We start from the raw sequence: 17,983 nt of genomic DNA, 5'->3' as shown, positions 1-17,983 counted from the left end.
ATTTATTAAAGTAACGGAGAAGCATTTGTTGGCAAGCTGCGAGTGATCTCTGCCTTTTCTTTAAGATTAGCAATATAACCTTCAAACACCGCTTGTGATACTGCCATAGCTTGTTGTTGTTCAACGTTAGCATCTGCATCACCGGCAACGCCTTCTGTTACACTTAACAGTTCAACTACTGCATAATCACCTGAAAGCATAACCGAGCTTGCAGCTGATACTTGGCCTTCAGTTGGATGAGCTAATGTAAACGCTTGCTTGGCAACATTAGTGCTAACTTCAGCGCCGTTGCGAGTAATATTATCTGCAGCAACAAAACTAGAACCTGTAGCCGCAAGTTCTGCAGTAACGTCATCCCCTGCTAGAACTTTAGTAAGTAATTCTTCGCTTGCTTGTTGTGCAGCTAAACTTGCTTTGTTGTTAACAAGTTGAACTTTAATTTGACCAGAAACTTCAGTTAAAGGTTTCGTTGTTGCATCTTGATGTTCGCTAAGACGAACCACCATTGCTAGTTGATCAGGAGCAACTTCAACAACATCTGAGTTCATATTATCAAGCAATACAACATCAGAGAAAGCAACTTCAACAACATCACTATTAAATGGTGCAGCATTATTACCACGAGTTAACCAGTTACTGGTTTTAATTTCAGCATTTATTACTGCTGCTGCTTCTTCAAGAGAGTCAGGAGATTCAAAAGCAACTTCAGCCATTTGAGTTTGTAAATCGTAATAAACTTCTAACGCTTGATCATTAGTTAATTGCTCTAAAATTTCAGCTTTAACATCTGCAAAGGCTTTCGTTGAAATTTCTTCAATGTCAGTTAGCTTGATGATGTGAAAACCAAAATCAGATTTCACAACTTCACTAAGGTTATTTTCTTTAGTTAATGCGAAAACCGCTTTATCAAATTCAACATCCATTGCACCCTGTTCAAACCAATCTAAATCACCACCATTCTCACCCGAGAATGTATCTGCAGAAAATTCTTTGGCAAGCGCAGCAAAATCATCACCGGCATTAACTTTAGCAAGGATATCGTTAGCTTGTTGTTCAGCAGCACCATCATCATCACCAAATTCAATTAAAATGTGCGATGCACGACGACGCTCAATTGTCGAATAAGATGAAAGGTTATCATCATAATAAGCTTGCACTTCACTATCTTCAACAACTACGTCTTTTTTCAGGTTGTCCATATCAAGACTGATGTATTCAACTTTCACTTGCTCTTGAGTAGCAAAACGAGGTTGGTTTTCTTGATAATACTGATTAATTTCTTCATCAGTCACTTCTGCAGTCGCTTTAAATTGCTCAGCGATTATAGTTGCATAGCGAATGCTACGAGTTTGATTTGTTAACTTTACAGCCAAGTCTTGTTGGTATGGCATGCTAAATTCTGTTGCCATTATACTCTGCATTAATTGGCGACGAGCCATATCTACACGTAAGTAATCTCTAAATGCAGAAGGTTGGTAGAAACCAGCTTGGTTAATCACCATCAAGTAACGGTCATTATTAAATACACCATCAACTTGAAACTCCTGCATTGCCAGGATAGATTCTTTAATTTGTTGATCGCTTATACGAATATTTAGTTCGCGAGCATTTTGATCAAGCAGTTCTTCATTGATCAAGTTCTCTAGTACATTACTGCGCATAGATTGCATGTACATATCGTTACCTGCTAACTGTGCAAACATTTCACCGTATTGCTGTTCCATGCGGTTACGTTGATTTTGATAAGCTTGGTCAAATTTTTGTTGGCTTATTTTTTCACCATTTACAGTGGCTGCTGATGTATCAACAGAATTGGTATAACTACCAACACCGGCAAATACAAACGTTGCAATTACTAAACCTAAAATAACTTTGGCTGTAATTCCTGAAGAGCCTTCTCTTATTCTTTCTAACATGTGTGTCTCTTTAACATCGGGCAAAAAAATTCAATTCACGATTGTATCAAACCCGGTCGCTAGCTTGAAGTACTAATACACGAAATATGGATTTATTTTTGGTATAAAAAAAGCCGGCCAAGCCAGCTTTTATTTGCACATGAATGTGCTTATCTCCCCTAACCAAGGATGGTAATGAGGGAGAACTAAAATTAAATTTTAGTTTACCGCATCTTTAAGCGCTTTACCGGCTTTAAATGCTGGAATTTTAGCTGCTGCAATTTCGATTGTAGCACCAGTTTGTGGGTTACGGCCTTGACGAGCTGCACGGTCACGAACTGAGAATGTACCAAAACCAACTAGAGCTACTTGCTCACCTGATTTTAATTCATTTGAAACGGCATCGATAAAAGAATCTAGTGCGCGGCCAGCCGCTGCTTTAGAAATGTCTGCACCAGCTGCGATTTTCTCGATTAATTGAGACTTGTTCATTTTGTCTTCCCCTTAATTGTTATTATTTGGAACTAAAAAAATACTTGCACATTTTATATCAGGCATTTTTAGCTACTGCAAGTTCCAACTATTTAAAATAATATTTATATTAAACTTAATTAATATCGGCCAGAGCCTTGCTATTACTACCTTGTAGAGCAGACTAAAGCTTAATTCGACAATCAGATTAACACAGATAAACTGTTTGAAAAGGGCTAATTTAAAGTTTTTAGTACTTTTTCTTAAAAAACGGTTACTTTTCAAACAGCAATAGAGTAAAAAGCCTAATTAGCTTGCTACGGACCATTTATCAGGCGACTCAGCTAAGGCAAGATCTAGCACATCGTCAATCCATTTTACTGGGTGAATTGCTAAGTCTGCTTTTACATTGTCCGGAATATCTTTTAAATCACGTTCATTATCTTTTGGTATGATTACGGTTTTAATACCACCTCGATGAGCTGCTAGTAGTTTCTCTTTTAAACCACCGATAGCTAAAACTTCTCCTCTAAGGGTAATTTCACCAGTCATTGCAACGTCTGCTTTAACAGGATTACCAGTTAAGCTTGATACTAATGCAGTACACATTCCAATACCTGCGCTTGGACCATCTTTTGGTGTAGCGCCTTCTGGTACATGAACATGAATGTCACGTTTCTCATTAAAATCAGCGTTAATTCTTAAGCCTTCAGTTCGGCTTCTAACTACTGTTAATGCTGCTTGAATTGACTCTTGCATTACTTCACCAAGTGAGCCGGTAAATTGTAACTTACCTTTGCCAGGAACAGAGGCGGCTTCTATGGTCAATAATTCACCACCAACTTCAGTCCAGGCAAGACCTGTTACTTGGCCAATGCGATTTTCATCTTCAGCTTTACCATAGTCACAACGTTGCACGCCTAAGAAGTCTTCTAAGTTCTCTTGATTAATAACTACTTTTTTAACATCTTTATTAAGTAGTATTTTTTTCACAGCTTTACGACATAACTTCGAAATCTCTCGTTCTAAACTACGTACGCCAGCTTCGCGAGTGTAGTAGCGAATGATGCCGATAATGGCACTATCTTCAATTTCAATTTCATTCTCTTTTAAACCGTTTCGTTTAATCTGTTTCATCAATAAATGATTACGAGCGATATTAAGCTTTTCGTCTTCTGTGTAACCCGATAAACGAATAACTTCCATCCGATCTAGTAACGGACCAGGTATGTTCATGCTATTTGAGGTTGCAACAAACATAACATCAGATAAATCATAATCAACTTCCAGATAATGGTCGTTAAAATTATTATTTTGCTCAGGATCTAAAACTTCTAGTAATGCAGAAGCTGGATCGCCGCGCATATCAGAGGCCATTTTATCAATTTCATCTAATAGAAATAATGGGTTTTTAACTTCCGCTTTTGCCATCTTTTGAATGAGCTTACCCGGCATTGAACCTATATAAGTACGGCGATGACCACGAATTTCAGCTTCATCTCTTACCCCACCTAACGCCATGCGGACATATTTACGGCCTGTAGATTTTGCAATTGATTGACCTAACGATGTTTTACCAACCCCTGGAGGGCCAACAAGACATAAAATAGGCCCCTTAAGCTGTGTTACACGCTGTTGCACGGCTAGATATTCAATAATACGCTCTTTTACTTCTTCTAAGCCGTAATGATCTTTGTTTAATACATCTTCAGCCAGTTTAAGGTTACGTTTTAGTTTACTGCGTTTTTTCCATGGAACTGAAATCATCCAGTCAATGTAACTGCGAACTACAGTAGCTTCAGCTGACATAGGAGACATCATTTTTAGTTTTTGCAATTCAGCTAATGTTTTTTCTTTTGCTTCTTTAGGCATTTGTGCTTCTTCGATTTTTTTAGCTAGTTGTTCAGCTTCATCGGGCACATCATCCATATCACCAAGTTCTTTTTGAATGGCCTTCATTTGCTCATTCAAATAGTATTCACGCTGGCTTTTTTCCATTTGTTTCTTAACGCGGCCACGTATTTTCTTTTCTACCTGTAGAAGATCAATTTCTCCTTCCATTAGCCCCATTAAATATTCTAGACGTTCGCCAACATTAATAATCTCTAAAACATGCTGTTTATCTTGCAATTTAAGCGGCATATGAGCAGCCATAGTGTCGGCAAGTTGCTCGGCACTATCAATACCAGATACAGAAGTTAACACTTCAGGAGGAATTTTCTTGTTTAGTTTTACGTAGCCTTCAAACTGCGAAACTGCGCTGCGTACCAATACTTCATGATTATCAATATCGCTTTGCTCAACCTCTAAAAAGTCAACATCAGCAATGAAGTATTCTTCAGTTTCAGTAAATTCTTTGATACTGCCACGTTGCATACCTTCGACTAAAACTTTTACTGTGCCATCTGGTAATTTAAGCATTTGTAAAATAGTAGCGACCGTACCTACCTGAAATAAATCTTCGGCTTGCGGGTCATCTACACTGGCATCTTTTTGCGCAACTAGGAAAACTCTTTTATCGTTTTCCATTGCTCGGTCTAAACAACGAATTGATTTTTCACGGCCTACAAACAATGGAATAACCATTTGTGGATAGACAACGACATCACGTAAGGCTAATACCGGGGTTTCTATTTGTCCTGAATGCTCTGTAGTCATGGGAAATTCTCTTGGAAAAGTGATGTTTTTACCAAATACCAATTCATATAATATGCTCAATTGCTACATTATTACGCGAACTGGTATAACTTTTTATCTCTGTTGTTCTTGTTCTTTGGATAAAATAGTTGGCAGCTTTTTTTACGCTCTATTTAAGTATATGGGGATAGGGATAAATGTTTCAATAACTAAAACCAAAAAATTAGAAATAGTCCTTAATTAGGTACCGTTCGAATGTATTAGGAGAAACTGATCTGTCTATATTTTATTATTGCGAATACGGTGCACTTAGAGAGCTACTTCGTAATTTGAAATAAAATGTATTCATGATTAGTTATCTGAGCATGTAATGGTGAAGGTACTTCCTTTTTGGGGATTACGACCACCGCTCTTCGTTTCTCATTTCTCGTTTCTCGTTTCTCGTTTCTCGTTTCTCGTTTCTAATAAGCATAAAAAAACCAGTCACTATTGACTGGTTTTTAATGATATATAAAACTTTTATGTTTTACTCGTTAGCTTGCTTCTCTTCTGGAGCTTCAAACATGATGATTGGTTTTGTTTCGCCTTTAATCACTGTTTCATCAACCACAACTTTACATGCGTCGTTCAATGATGGTAATTCATACATAGTATCAAGCAATACACCTTCAACTATAGAGCGAAGACCACGAGCACCTGTTTTACGTACCATAGCTTTATTAGCAATAGCTTTAAGCGCATCTTCTCTAAACTCTAACTCAACACCTTCCAAATCAAACAAAGCGGTAAACTGTTTAGTTAGGGCATTTTTAGGTTCTTGTAGAATTTGAATTAATGCATGCTCATCAAGCTCAGTTAATGTAGCAACAACAGGTAGACGACCAATAAACTCAGGAATTAAACCATATTTCACTAAATCTTCAGGTTCGACATTTTGAAAGCTTTCAGTCAGAGTTTTTTTAGAATCACTGTCTTTAACTTTAGCACCAAAGCCAATACCGGTTCCGGTTATTAGACGTTGTTCAACAACCTTATCAAGACCAGAAAATGCACCACCACAAATAAATAAGATCTTAGAAGTATCTACTTGTAAGAATTCTTGTTGGGGGTGTTTGCGTCCACCTTGTGGTGGAACTGCGGCAATAGTACCTTCAACAAGTTTTAATAATGCTTGCTGAACGCCTTCACCTGAAACGTCTCTAGTAATTGACGGGTTGTCAGACTTACGTGAAATTTTATCGATTTCATCAATATAAACAATACCACGTTGAGCTTTCTCAACATCGTACTCACATTTTTGTAAAAGTTTTTGAATGATGTTTTCGACGTCTTCACCAACATAACCAGCTTCGGTTAATGTAGTAGCATCAGCCATAGTAAACGGTACATCCAACATACGTGCTAAGGTTTCAGCAAGTAATGTTTTACCAGAGCCGGTAGGACCAATTAATAAAATATTAGACTTACCTAATTCAACACCATTATGCTTATCGCCATTACGTAAACGTTTATAATGATTGTAAACCGCTACAGACAATACTTTTTTAGCATGTGACTGACCGATAACATAATCATCAAGATTTGCTCTGATCTCTTGTGGAGTTGGTAATTTATCTGACTCAGTCTTAGGAGAAATATCTTTAATTTCTTCACGAATAATGTCGTTGCAAAGTTCTACACATTCATCACAAACAAATACTGAAGGCCCTGCAATAAGCTTTCTTACTTCATGTTGGCTTTTGCCACAAAAAGAACAATACAATAACTTTTCGTTATCACCGCTACCTTTAATCTCGTCGGTCATACGGTTTTTACCTCAATCTAAACATAACCTATCAATAATTTCGATATTGATAGCGCCCTTTTCAGGGACAAAAAATTCTAGTTTCACTGTTAAGTATGTTCACAAAATGCAGTTTTAACAATGTGAACATACTTTAACGCCCAATTTATTTGGGTTATCTCTTAGTTAATATGGAGTCTACTAATCCATAATCAACTGCTTCTTGTGCACTTAAGAAGTTATCTCTGTCAGTATCCTTGGCTACCTTGTCATATTTTTGACCGGTATGTTCAGACATTAAACGATTTAGCTTCTCTTTAATAGACAGGATCTCTTTAGCATGTATTTCAAAGTCAGATGCCTGGCCTTGGAAACCACCTAAAGGTTGATGAATCATTACTCGTGCATTTGGTAAACAAAAGCGCTTACCCTTTTCACCCGCGGTTAATAAAAACGCGCCCATACTTGCCGCTTGTCCCATACATACAGTACTAACATTTGGCTTAATAAATTGCATTGTATCATAAATAGCCATACCAGCAGTTACTGAGCCACCAGGTGAATTTATGTATAAGAAAATATCTTTCTCAGGGCTTTCAGACTCAAGAAACAATAGTTGTGCAACTACAAGATTAGCCATGTGTTCTTCAACTTGACCACAAAGAAAAATAACACGCTCTTTTAATAAACGAGAATAAATATCGTATGAACGCTCACCCTTAGGTGTTTGCTCAACAACCATAGGTACTAATGCATTTTCGATTTGCGTTGAATTATTATTGGAAGTAAACAAAAAAAATATCCTTAAAAAAATAAAAATGGCTTATATGAAATCCATATAAGCCATTTAAGCTATTGCTAGAGACAATGTCAATGCAAAAGACGATTAAACCTATTATTTAACGCTTATGCGTTAGCTTGTGGGTTCATGATGTCTTTAAAAGCTGTTTTTTTGTTTTTTACAGCTGCTTTTTCTAGGATCAATTCAACCGCTTGCTCTTCTAAAGCTACGTGTTGCATTTGTTGAAGAAGTTCTTGGTTGCCCATGTAGTAATCTACAACTTCTTTCGGATCTTCGTAAGCAGATGCAGCTGACTCGATTAACTCTTTAACCTTGTCATCATTTACTTTTAATTCGTTAGTTTTAATTACTTCACCTAGTAATAAACCAACTTTAACACGACGTTCAGCTTGTTCTTGGAACATTTCAGCTGGAAGCTGTGGCATGTTCTTAGGGTCCATTTGACCACCAAATTTTTGCATAGCTTGTTGACGCAATACGTCAATTTCTTGAGTAACTAATGCTTTTGGCGTATCAATTTCGTTTGCAGAAACTAAACCTTCAAGTACTTGCTCTTTAACTTTAGCTTTAACAGCTTGAGTTAATTCACGCTCCATGTTCTTTTGAACTTCAGCGCGAAGGGCTTCAATACCACCTTCTTCTACACCAAATAATGTCGCAAACTCTTCATCAATTTTTGGAAGCACAGGGCCTTCAGTTTTGTGAACTACGATATCAAACTCAGCATCTTTACCTTTAAGGTTTTCTGCATGGTAATCTTCAGGGAAAGTTACAGAGATTGTTTTCTCTTCGCCAACTTTCATACCAGTAACTTCTTTTTCAAAACCTGGGATCATGCGACCAGCGCCTAATTCAAGTTCGAAAGCTTCGGCTTTGCCGCCTTCAAATTCTTCGCCATCAACACGGCCGTTAAAATCTAAAGTAAGCTTGTCGCCTTTCTTAGTTTTACGCTTGTTTTCTTTCCAAGTTTTGTGTTGGTTTTGTAGAGTAACAAACATTTCATCAAGATCTGCTTCTGTTACTTCTACAGCAGGCTTTTCAACTTTAATAGTTTCTAAACCAGCAAGTTCTACTTCAGGGTAGATTTCAAATGTTGCATCAAACTCTAGCTCTTTACCTTCTTCGTTGCTTTTAGCTACGAATGCAGGACGACCAGCAGGGTTTAATTTTTCAGCTACGATTGCTTCTACGAAGTGACGTTGCATTAATTCACCAGCAACTTCTTGACGTACTGATTGGCCGTAACGCTTCTGGATTACAGAAGGTGGCACTTTACCAGGACGGAAACCGTTGATTTTTTGAGTTTTTGCGATTTGACGCAAACGGTTCTTTACTTCTACATCTACTGTCTCGGCAGGAACAGAAATTGATACTTTACGTTCTAAGCCTTGAGTGGTTTCAACTGAAACTTGCATTTTTTTACCTCAAATTCTGACGTTTATAACGCCTATTAATGCATCTCTATATATTTACCAGCAAACTAAGCGCTTACTGCCTGTTTATCACCCACTCTTATAGTGAATGATAAGTCGAAAGATTAATCTATAACCTCTCGTAAAAAAGATGTTCTATCGTCTATACAACATAGACTTGATTAAAATGTGACGCGGAATTATAGCGATGCTAACCGCAGGTGTAAATAGCTGAGTTAGTAACTAATGTGCTTCAATGCAAATACAATTGAATTTTATTTGCGTTTACACCAAGCCATGGCCTGTAGAGCGCACTATAAGTAAAGTTATTGTTCTTTTTACTAACAACGACTTAGCATAGCAAAACGTCACGTTAAGCGTTTATATATGGGCATATAACCAAAAAACAACAGTAAAAAGTAGAAAATTGAATTATTTTGTAACCAAGAGGGAAAATGGAACGAGAAATGAGAGTATTGTAAAAATTTTTCTGATTACTCAGTCATTAGCGCATAGAAGGTTGATGGAATTAATTTGGATGTTCTTTGTTAAATTTCGAAGTGAAATTTTTTGAATAATTAAAAAGAAAGTGGTCGGTGATGCAAGATTCGAACATTTGACCCATTAGTTCGAAAGTACCCAAACGTTGGTTTTGGTCTTTGACATCAAATAAACAGGGAATTAAAAAGAAAGTGGTCGGTGATGCAAGATTCGAACTTGCGACCCCTTGGACCCAAACCAAGTGCGCTACCAAGCTGCGCTAATCACCGATACATATTTCTCATTCTTCTAGGGAGAAGAAATGGGGTGGCTAATGGGATTTGAACCCACGACAACCGGAATCACAATCCGGGGCTCTACCAACTGAGCTATAGCCACCACTGTATTACTTTTGCCATTAATAAATGGCGCGCCCTGCAGGATTCGAACCTGCGACCCACGCCTTAGAAGGGCGTTGCTCTATCCAGCTGAGCTAAGGGCGCAAAACAACCTTTACAGGGTATATTAATATGAATGGTTTTCAAATTAATAAATTAGAAAAGTGGTCGGTGATGCAAGATTCGAACTTGCGACCCCTTGGACCCAAACCAAGTGCGCTACCAAGCTGCGCTAATCACCGACATATTTTCTAGTTAACACATCACTGTGTCAACGGATGCGCATATTACCTAGCTGACAGTTTGGCGTCAAACACTTTTTATAAAAAAATGTTTGTTCGGTTGTTTTTACACCGTTTTGTGCAAAAACCGACAACATTTAACACAAAAATACAGATATGAGCTTTTTCAGGTAATAAATTAATTAAAAATGTATTGGTTTACCAATCATATTTAGAACTTAAAATTAACTATTAGCTGTCAATTAGCTATCAGGATTAATGATTTTATGCGAAAATAGCGCCAATTTTTACAATAACATTCTGAGACTATGACAGCACAACTTATTGACGGTAAGGAAATTGCCAAACAAATTAGACTTTCAGTAAAACAGAAAGTACAAAAACGTTTAGAAGAAGGAAAAAGAGCTCCTGGTTTAGCCGTTGTTCTTGTTGGTAGCGATCCAGCGTCAGAAGTTTATGTTGGCAGTAAACGCAGAGCTTGTGAAGAAGTTGGTTTTATTTCTAAGTCATTCGATTTAGCAGCAACAACAACTCAAGAAGAATTATTTAATTTAATTGATCAGTTAAATAACGATAAAGACATTGATGGTATATTAGTCCAACTTCCTTTACCTGAAGGATTAAATGCCAATTTAATCATCGAACATATTCACCCTGATAAAGATGTAGACGGTTTTCATCCAGCTAATGTAGGTAAGTTATGTTTACGCCAACCAGGCCTGCGCCCTTGTACTCCCAAAGGTATAATGACCCTTATTGAATCAACCGGCGTTAAGCCACACGGTCTAGAAGCTGTTGTAGTTGGTGCATCAAATATTGTTGGTCGCCCAATGACGCTAGAGTTATTACTTGCAGGTTGTACAACCACTACTACACATAGATTTACTAAAAACCTTGAAGATCGTATTCGCCAAGCAGACTTAGTAGTAGTTGCTGTCGGTAAGCCTGAATTCATTCCTGGTGATTGGATTAAAGAAGGTGCAATAGTGATAGATGTTGGTATTAATCGTTTAGACACTGGAAAATTGGTTGGTGATGTAGAATTTAATGTAGCTAAAGAAAAAGCTGCGTTTATTACCCCTGTACCAGGTGGTGTTGGACCAATGACAGTAGCAAGCCTAATTGAGAATACACTGATTGCCTGTGAAGACTTTCATAGTTAAAGGCTTAGGAACTAGGAACTAGGAACTAGGAACTAGGAACTACTAAGAATAAACCATAAAAAAAGGCGCTGAAGCGCCTTTTTTGTTACTAACGTTTTTATTAGCCTTTGCGCCAAGTAGTTTTTCCAGCACTATCTTCTAGAATAACATTCATCGCTTTTAATTTATCACGAGCATCATCTGCCATTGCCCAATCTTTATTCGCACGGGCAGTATTTCGTTGTAAAATTAATTGTTCAATTAATTCAGCGTCATCATCACTGCCCGCTTTAAAGAACTCTTCCGGCTCAGTTTGAGCAATACCAATTACCGCGCCAAGTTTCTTCAAAATAAACGCTAGTTCACCCGCCTTTACCGGAGCTTCAGTTTTTAAACGGTTTACTTCTTTTGATAATTCAAAAATAACCGGTAATGCTTCTGGTGTATTAAAGTCATCGTTCATCGCTTTTTCAAAGCGCTCTACATATTCATTACCAGTAAGCGCAACTTCAACAGGCGTAACATCACGTAACGATGTATAAATTCGTTCAATTGATGAGCGCGCTTGATCAAGATTTTCCTGAGAGTAATTTAACTGACTACGATAATGGCTAGAAACTAAGAAGTACCGTACCGATTCTGCATCGTAAGTTTCAAGTACACTGCGCAGCGTAAAGAAGTTGTTTAATGATTTAGACATCTTCTCTTTATTAATTTGTACCATGCCACCGTGCAGCCAGTAATTTACATACTGGGTTTTCGAGGCACAACAAGATTGTGCTATTTCATTTTCATGATGTGGGAATTGTAAGTCGCTACCGCCACCATGAATATCAAAGTGCTCGCCTAAATGTTTTGAGTTCATCGCTGAACATTCGATATGCCAGCCAGGTCTGCCCTCGCCCCATGGTGATGACCAAGAAGGTTCACCTGGTTTTGCCATTTTCCACAGAACAAAGTCCATAGGACTGCGTTTCGCTTCGTCTACATCAACACGTGAACCTGCTTTCAACATATCAAGATTTTGCATGCTTAACTTGCCGTAATTTTCATAAGAAGGCACATCAAACATCACATCACCATTGCTCGCGACATATGCGTGACCATTAGTAATGATTTTTTCAATCATCTCAATAATTTCTGGCATATGTGTTGAAACACGTGGATCAATATCTGGACGAGCAATATTTAACGCATCAAGATCGGCATACATTTCTGTAATCATTCGTTCAGTTAACTGTTCAAATGATTCATTATTCTCGCTTGCACGTTTGATTATTTTATCATCAACATCGGTAATGTTTCGTACGTGAGTTAGCTCATAACCAATGTGACGAATATATCGTGAGATCACATCAAAAGCGACGTAAGTACGTGCGTGACCGATATGACACAGATCATAAGTGGTGATCCCACAAACATACATACCCACTTTTCCAGGATTAATTGGTTTAAACTCTTCCTTTTGACGGGTTAACGTATTGTATATCTGTAACATTGGTTCTCTCATTTATGATGTGAAAAATTAAATATGAATTTCGCGCAATTGTACCCGAACTAGAAACTAGAAACTAGAAACTCGGCGCTAAAAGCACTGATATTTTCATTATTTACTGCATATGTTCTATTTTTAGCGCTAGTTTATTGATTCTTCATTCTTTTGTCCTTTACAGAATTTCTCACTGGGTTACAATTCAGGGCATAAATGCCAAATGGCAACTAACATAGGAAACAAGAGATGATCACATTTAAAACAAATTTAGGCGATATTAAAATCGAATTAGACTTTGATAATGCTCCTAAAACTGCCGCTAACTTTAAACAATACTGTGAAGATGGTTTTTACAATGGCACTATTTTTCATCGCGTAATTAAAGGTTTTATGGCGCAAGGTGGTGGTTTTGAATCTGGCATGAGTGAAAAATCAACTCGTGGTGCTATTGATAACGAAGCAAATAATGGCTTAAGTAACTCTCGTGGTTCTTTAGCAATGGCTCGTACTCAAGACCCTCATTCAGCGTCAGCACAGTTTTTTATTAACTTAGTTGATAACACGTTCTTAGACTTTAAAAACGAGTCTGTTCAAGGTTGGGGATACTGTGTATTTGCTAATGTTGTTGATGGTATGGATGTTGTTGATAAAATGACTTTAGCGGCAACAGGTCGAAATGGTCACCACGATGACGTACCTGTAGAAGACATTATTATAGAGTCTGTTGAGGTAGCATAATTGCTCACTTACTTTATTGCTGATTTACATTTAACTCAGGAGCGAGAGGATATAACCGATTGCTTTCTGAGTTTTTTGCGTAATGAGGCACCAAAAGCTGAAAAGCTTTATATTCTAGGCGACTTTTTTGAGTTTTGGGTTGGTGATGACGATGACGACAAATTTGTCCTTGATATTGCTGCGCAATTAAAAGTATTAAGCGCTAACGGCACAGACCTATTTTTCATTGTTGGTAATCGCGACTTCTTACTAGGTAAAAAATACGCGAAAAAGGCCGGAATGACGTTATTACCCGATATTCAGGTTATCGATTTATACGGCACAAAAGCCGTGATTATGCATGGCGACTCGCTTTGCACTAATGACCTTGAATATATGAAATTTAGAAAAAAATCTCGTTCATGGTGGTGGCAAACCATCGTGCGGTGTTTACCGTTATCAACGCGTAAAAACATGGCTCGAAAATATCGAGCAAAAGTTGCAATGCGCCCTGAAAATCATAAACCACAAGAGATCATGGATGTTACTCCTATTGAGGTGGTTAAAACCTTAGAACAGTATAACTCTCAGTTAATGATCCATGGTCATACTCATCGCCCAGACGTACACCAACTCAGTGCCAACGGTAAAGATGCCCAGCGCATTGTTCTTGGTGATTGGTACGAGCAAGGCTCATACTTAAAAGTGACCGAAAATGGATTTGAATTGTTAAATCAAACGTTCGAATAAATTCTAAAAGTGTAAGCCTATTTCATGGTGGAACATAATAACGGAAAAAAGAGCGGCTAATGCCGCTCTTTTTGAGTGTTAATATCTAAATTGCCGTATACCCGAACGAGCCGGGCATGACGTAGTAAGAGATAACTATGTCATTTTTGACTTGCTATCCAAGTATTCACTCTACGCTCTAATAAATCGAGAGGCATAGCACCACCACCTAAAACAGTGTCGTGGAAACCGCGAATATCAAACTTGTCACCTAGTTCTGTTTTGGCACTTTTTCTAAGTTCTAGAATTTTCAGCATACCAATTTTATAAGCAGTCGCTTGGCCAGGCCAAACAATGTAGCGTCGAACTTCTGATACTACCGCTTCTTCTGGTACTGGAGTTTTAGATTTAAAGTAAGCAATAGCTTCATCTTCGGTCCAACCTTTAGAATGCAAACCAGTATCAACAACTAAACGTACCGCTCGCCATATTTCAGTAACTAAGCGACCAAAGTCAGAATAATCATCTTGATAAGCACCCATTTCTTTAGCCAATAGTTCAGAGTATAACCCCCACCCTTCGCTGTATGCAGTAAAGCCAGCTTGAGTTCTAAACTCAGGAACTGAAGTCAGCTCTTGGGCAATAGATATTTGCATATGATGTCCAGGATTACCTTCGTGATATGCAATAGCCTCCATCTCATTTTTTGGCATTGCACTCATATCAGATAAATGCGCGTAATAAACGCCCGGACGAGAGCCATCAGGTGTACCGGCATTATAATGTTGTGCAGCACCGTCTTGTTCTCTAAAAGCTTCTACGCGTTTAACCACAAGGTCGGCTTTTGGTAAAATTCCGAAATATTTAGGCAATTGCTCATTAATAAATGCTAAATAAGTTTCGGTATCAGTAATGTAACCTTGTCTACCTTCGTCGGTATTAGGGTAGTAAAACTGATCGCCCTTATCTACATGCTTGAAAAATTCTTGTAAACTGCCAGTAAAGCCAACTTTAGTTTTAATCGTTTCCATTTCAGCGGTTAAACGGGCAACTTCAGATAAACCAATTTGATGTATTTCATCAGCCGTTAATGCTGTAGTGGTATTCGATTTTAAACGGAAATTATAAAACGCTTCACCATTTGGCTGTTTACCAACACCAGTAGCAATTTCATCTGTGTTGCTAATATCTTCTTTAAACCAAGCAACTAATGCTTGATAACTTGGCAAGAAGTTATCAAGCAGAGCTTGTTTACTATCAGCTAATAATGTATCAGCTGTCGCTTGATCAATCGTTTTTGCGTCTAATAAGGCGGTTACTTTTCGATTAGCGTCAGCCCAAAGAGCTGAGTCCTGGTTTTGCTTATCAAATGGCGCGCCGCTAATTAGATTTTGAGCTTGTTCGATCACACCTTCATAAGCAAACCTTGGTGGTCTAACGCCTTTTTCAGCACGTTGTTGAGCTCTTACTAGCAAAGTGCTAATAGCCGTAGAAATGCCAGCTATACGCTTATTGTAAGCATGCATATCAGCTTCGCTATCAACTTTATGAAAGCTTATCAAAAACTGTGCAGCAAAAGCCTGAATACCTTGCATTTGAGTAAACACATAACCATTGTCTCTAAACTTTTCGCCTTCTAAGTCTCGCTCATATTGGTAAACCCAAATGTCGTATGAAAGTTTTGCTTCATCAGTAAGTAAATTGTAATCAAAACTTTTCTTTAATTCGGCAACATTGCCACCCTGCCATTCTAATTGGCGTTTTTCTTCAGCTTCACTCATGTCGTCAATTTGGTCATATTTTTCTTTGCGACCCAAAAAAGTCATCCAAATAGGACTCATTTGTAATTGTTCTTCATACTTTGCAGCAAACCAATCGTTTAAGCGTTCAGTTTCTGTTTGTTGATTTTTCTCTACTTGAGCGACACTAGTTGTGGTTGATTCGGCTTCAACTGAAGTTGAGGTGGGTTGGCATGCACCTAAGAGAACGGTGATCCCAAGTAATGGAATAAATTTTTTCATTGGTTAACTTCCCTACTATTTTTATTATTATGACTGCCAGAAAGGCAAAAACACTTAAAAATAATAGACAGGTTATTAGATAAAGCAACAAGTGTGCATCAATAAGATGTAACATTTCATTTACATCTTATGCTTAATATCTAACTTTACATAAAAGTTATTATATAGGAGCGCCACTATGAAATTTAAAATCTTCATCTTCTGATGCGATTAACTTCGCTTCAACTTCTCCAAAATATTTGACCCGCTCGGAAATATCCTTACCTGCAATTTGCTCAGCTAAAGCAAGGTAGTCTTGATAATGGCGAGCTTCTGAGCGAAGGAGAGACACATAAAACTTATTAAGTTCATCATCTAAATGCGGCGCAAGTTTGGCAAAACGCTCACAAGAACGCGCTTCAATGTAGGCTCCACAGATTAATTTATCAATTAATGTTTCTGGCTCATGGGTTTTAACATGTTTCATCATGCCTTTCGCATAACGACCTGCACTTATATTGTTATAAGGAATGTTACGGTTGGTCATTATTTCTAGCACTTGATAAAAGTGATGAATTTCTTCTTTAATTAACAACACCATTTTATCAATTAAATCTTGGCCGTAATTAGAATTACTTTTAGCAACAATAGTTTTAGACAGTTTATTGGCTTTAGCTAACTCAGCCAGACTGCCTGTTTTTTTATAGATATATTGCTCAAATGGAGCAAGCCAAGCGAGTAAAGCAGCACCACTTTCTTTATCGACCGCATACTTGCGGATTAACCACATAGCGGTTTGCGCAGCTTTTAACTCACAAATTAAATGATCGGTTAACAGTAGTTGTAAGTTTTCAGGTTGTTTAGCTTTTTCGATCCACACTTGGGGGGTTTCGCACTGTAAAAAAGAGTGTATTGGAGCCAATAATTTTGAGTGCATGTTTAATCTCTATTTCTGTTTTGCGCAGTTTATCATATTGGAATGATAGAGAAACGAGGAAATTTATTGAAATAATTATATTCAAAAAAAATTTGCTTATTTGATCTGTAGCATTTAAGTTAATGGCATAATTTTCATTAAGCTTTTCCCCCCACACAAAGCGATAAATTAAAGCTAGGATTATATGTCAACAGTACAAGTAAATCGAAGATCTAAAGGTGAAAAGACCCGCTTAAAAATATTGCACGCGGCTATAGAAATAATTGCTGAATCTGGTATTAAAGGTACCACGCATAGAGCTGTTGCAGCTAAAGCAAACACACAACTATCTTTAACGACTTATTATTTTAAAGACATAAAAGAATTAGTTAGAGAAGCTATAACCTTGAGCTCTGATATCATTCTAAATTCTACCCAAGATGAATGGCGCCAAGTGTTTACTCTGTTAAAAAGTTTCGATGCAGTAACTTTACGTAAAGTTTCAGTTAAAGAAGCAGTTTGCAAAGAATTAAGCATAGTTGCAGCCGATCACATGTATAGAAATATCATTAGTAATCCAACAACATTGGCCGTTGAACAGGTGTTTTTTACTGAAATGCTTTATTCAGAAGAGTTGAAAGATTTAGCCGATGAGCACATAAGCGCTTTGTTAATACCATTTACAAAATTTGCTTCTTTTTTTAATAAAGTAGACCCTGAAATAGACGGCGAATTAATGCTTATAGCTATTACTCGTCTGCAATATAAGTATTTAGCCACACCTAAGGCTGATGTCGATTTTGATGAATTACATAAGCTTATAAGACGTCAAATTAGCTGGGTAATGGGTTTAAAGCGGCAATAAAT

At 37.6% G+C, this 17,983-nt stretch carries 13 protein-coding genes and 4 tRNA genes; 4 read left to right on the top strand and 13 right to left on the bottom strand.

Annotated features, from left to right (window positions below):
* Positions 1-5 precede the first annotated feature (5 nt).
* The 10 genes from RGQ13_RS05890 to RGQ13_RS05845 all read right to left on the bottom strand — a co-directional run bounded on the left by RGQ13_RS05890 (position 6) and on the right by RGQ13_RS05845 (position 10,120).
* Entirely contained in the window at positions 6-1,916 is a 1,911-nt protein-coding gene (locus tag RGQ13_RS05890; protein WP_348392632.1) for a SurA N-terminal domain-containing protein, read from the bottom strand.
* A 198-nt stretch (positions 1,917-2,114) separates the two neighbouring features.
* Positions 2,115-2,387 carry an HU family DNA-binding protein gene (locus RGQ13_RS05885; RefSeq protein WP_348392631.1) on the bottom strand — a complete coding sequence of 91 codons (273 nt, stop codon included), beginning with the start codon at positions 2,385-2,387 and terminating at the stop codon, positions 2,115-2,117.
* Positions 2,388-2,675: 288 nt separating this feature from the next.
* Entirely contained in the window at positions 2,676-5,024 is a 2,349-nt protein-coding gene (gene lon / locus RGQ13_RS05880; RefSeq protein WP_348392630.1) for an endopeptidase La, read from the bottom strand.
* Between the two features lie 505 nt (positions 5,025-5,529).
* Positions 5,530-6,807 carry an ATP-dependent protease ATP-binding subunit ClpX gene (gene clpX, locus RGQ13_RS05875; protein WP_348392629.1) on the bottom strand — a complete coding sequence of 426 codons (1,278 nt, stop codon included), beginning with the start codon at positions 6,805-6,807 and terminating at the stop codon, positions 5,530-5,532.
* Positions 6,808-6,961: 154 nt separating this feature from the next.
* Positions 6,962-7,549 carry an ATP-dependent Clp endopeptidase proteolytic subunit ClpP gene (clpP, locus tag RGQ13_RS05870; protein WP_348393381.1) on the bottom strand — a complete coding sequence of 196 codons (588 nt, stop codon included), beginning with the start codon at positions 7,547-7,549 and terminating at the stop codon, positions 6,962-6,964.
* A gap of 143 nt (positions 7,550-7,692) precedes the next feature.
* Positions 7,693-9,003, bottom strand: a complete 1,311-nt coding sequence (gene tig, locus RGQ13_RS05865) for a trigger factor (RefSeq protein WP_348392628.1) — start codon at positions 9,001-9,003, stop codon at positions 7,693-7,695.
* A gap of 690 nt (positions 9,004-9,693) precedes the next feature.
* A tRNA-Pro gene (locus tag RGQ13_RS05860) sits at positions 9,694-9,770 on the bottom strand.
* 33 nt (positions 9,771-9,803) lie between these two features.
* A tRNA-His gene (locus RGQ13_RS05855) sits at positions 9,804-9,879 on the bottom strand.
* Between the two features lie 27 nt (positions 9,880-9,906).
* Positions 9,907-9,983, bottom strand: a tRNA-Arg gene (locus RGQ13_RS05850).
* A 60-nt stretch (positions 9,984-10,043) separates the two neighbouring features.
* Positions 10,044-10,120: transfer RNA gene (locus tag RGQ13_RS05845), tRNA-Pro, on the bottom strand.
* 308 nt (positions 10,121-10,428) lie between these two features.
* Here RGQ13_RS05845 and folD point away from each other — a divergent pair.
* Entirely contained in the window at positions 10,429-11,283 is an 855-nt protein-coding gene (gene folD / locus RGQ13_RS05840; protein ID WP_348392627.1) for a bifunctional methylenetetrahydrofolate dehydrogenase/methenyltetrahydrofolate cyclohydrolase FolD, read from the top strand.
* Positions 11,284-11,383: 100 nt separating this feature from the next.
* Here the strand turns inward: folD and cysS are convergent, their stop codons facing one another.
* Positions 11,384-12,760 (bottom strand): cysteine--tRNA ligase, encoded by a 1,377-nt coding sequence (gene cysS, locus RGQ13_RS05835; RefSeq protein ID WP_348392626.1) that lies wholly within the window; start codon positions 12,758-12,760, stop codon positions 11,384-11,386.
* A 240-nt stretch (positions 12,761-13,000) separates the two neighbouring features.
* On the opposite strand from cysS, the gene RGQ13_RS05830 reads away from it, so the two are divergent.
* Positions 13,001-13,492 carry a peptidylprolyl isomerase gene (locus RGQ13_RS05830; protein ID WP_348392625.1) on the top strand — a complete coding sequence of 164 codons (492 nt, stop codon included), beginning with the start codon at positions 13,001-13,003 and terminating at the stop codon, positions 13,490-13,492.
* Positions 13,493-14,221 carry a UDP-2,3-diacylglucosamine diphosphatase gene (gene lpxH, locus RGQ13_RS05825; protein WP_348392624.1) on the top strand — a complete coding sequence of 243 codons (729 nt, stop codon included), beginning with the start codon at positions 13,493-13,495 and terminating at the stop codon, positions 14,219-14,221.
* 140 nt (positions 14,222-14,361) lie between these two features.
* Here the strand turns inward: lpxH and RGQ13_RS05820 are convergent, their stop codons facing one another.
* Positions 14,362-16,221 carry a DUF885 domain-containing protein gene (locus tag RGQ13_RS05820; RefSeq protein ID WP_348392623.1) on the bottom strand — a complete coding sequence of 620 codons (1,860 nt, stop codon included), beginning with the start codon at positions 16,219-16,221 and terminating at the stop codon, positions 14,362-14,364.
* A 160-nt stretch (positions 16,222-16,381) separates the two neighbouring features.
* The gene (gene miaE / locus RGQ13_RS05815) at positions 16,382-17,137 is read right to left on the bottom strand and encodes a tRNA isopentenyl-2-thiomethyl-A-37 hydroxylase MiaE (protein WP_348392622.1); all 756 of its coding nucleotides are present in this window, start codon (positions 17,135-17,137) and stop codon (positions 16,382-16,384) included.
* A 184-nt stretch (positions 17,138-17,321) separates the two neighbouring features.
* Here miaE and RGQ13_RS05810 point away from each other — a divergent pair, with 184 nt between their 5' ends.
* Positions 17,322-17,981 carry a TetR/AcrR family transcriptional regulator gene (locus RGQ13_RS05810; protein ID WP_348392621.1) on the top strand — a complete coding sequence of 220 codons (660 nt, stop codon included), beginning with the start codon at positions 17,322-17,324 and terminating at the stop codon, positions 17,979-17,981.
* The last annotated feature ends 2 nt before the right edge of the window (positions 17,982-17,983 follow it).

It is taken from the genome of Thalassotalea psychrophila, from assembly GCF_031583595.1.
In the GTDB taxonomy this organism is placed as follows: domain Bacteria; phylum Pseudomonadota; class Gammaproteobacteria; order Enterobacterales; family Alteromonadaceae; genus Thalassotalea_A; species Thalassotalea_A psychrophila.
The sequence above is the reverse complement of the archived record's forward strand: the minus strand, read 5'-3'. Positions and strand labels throughout refer to the sequence as shown.

Bases quoted from the DNA above. Each gene is read 5' to 3' on its own strand.
- RGQ13_RS05890 (WP_348392632.1), bottom strand. From the start codon at position 1,916: ATGTTAGAAAGAATAAGAGAAGGCTCTTCAGGAATTACAGCCAAAGTT.
- RGQ13_RS05885 (WP_348392631.1), bottom strand. From the start codon at position 2,387: ATGAACAAGTCTCAATTAATCGAGAAAATCGCAGCTGGTGCAGACATT.
- lon (WP_348392630.1), bottom strand. From the start codon at position 5,024: ATGACTACAGAGCATTCAGGACAAATAGAAACCCCGGTATTAGCCTTA.
- clpX (WP_348392629.1), bottom strand. From the start codon at position 6,807: ATGACCGACGAGATTAAAGGTAGCGGTGATAACGAAAAGTTATTGTAT.
- tig (WP_348392628.1), bottom strand. From the start codon at position 9,003: ATGCAAGTTTCAGTTGAAACCACTCAAGGCTTAGAACGTAAAGTATCA.
- folD (WP_348392627.1), top strand. From the start codon at position 10,429: ATGACAGCACAACTTATTGACGGTAAGGAAATTGCCAAACAAATTAGA.
- cysS (WP_348392626.1), bottom strand. From the start codon at position 12,760: ATGTTACAGATATACAATACGTTAACCCGTCAAAAGGAAGAGTTTAAA.
- RGQ13_RS05830 (WP_348392625.1), top strand. From the start codon at position 13,001: ATGATCACATTTAAAACAAATTTAGGCGATATTAAAATCGAATTAGAC.
- RGQ13_RS05820 (WP_348392623.1), bottom strand. From the start codon at position 16,221: ATGAAAAAATTTATTCCATTACTTGGGATCACCGTTCTCTTAGGTGCA.
- miaE (WP_348392622.1), bottom strand. From the start codon at position 17,137: ATGCACTCAAAATTATTGGCTCCAATACACTCTTTTTTACAGTGCGAA.
- RGQ13_RS05810 (WP_348392621.1), top strand. From the start codon at position 17,322: ATGTCAACAGTACAAGTAAATCGAAGATCTAAAGGTGAAAAGACCCGC.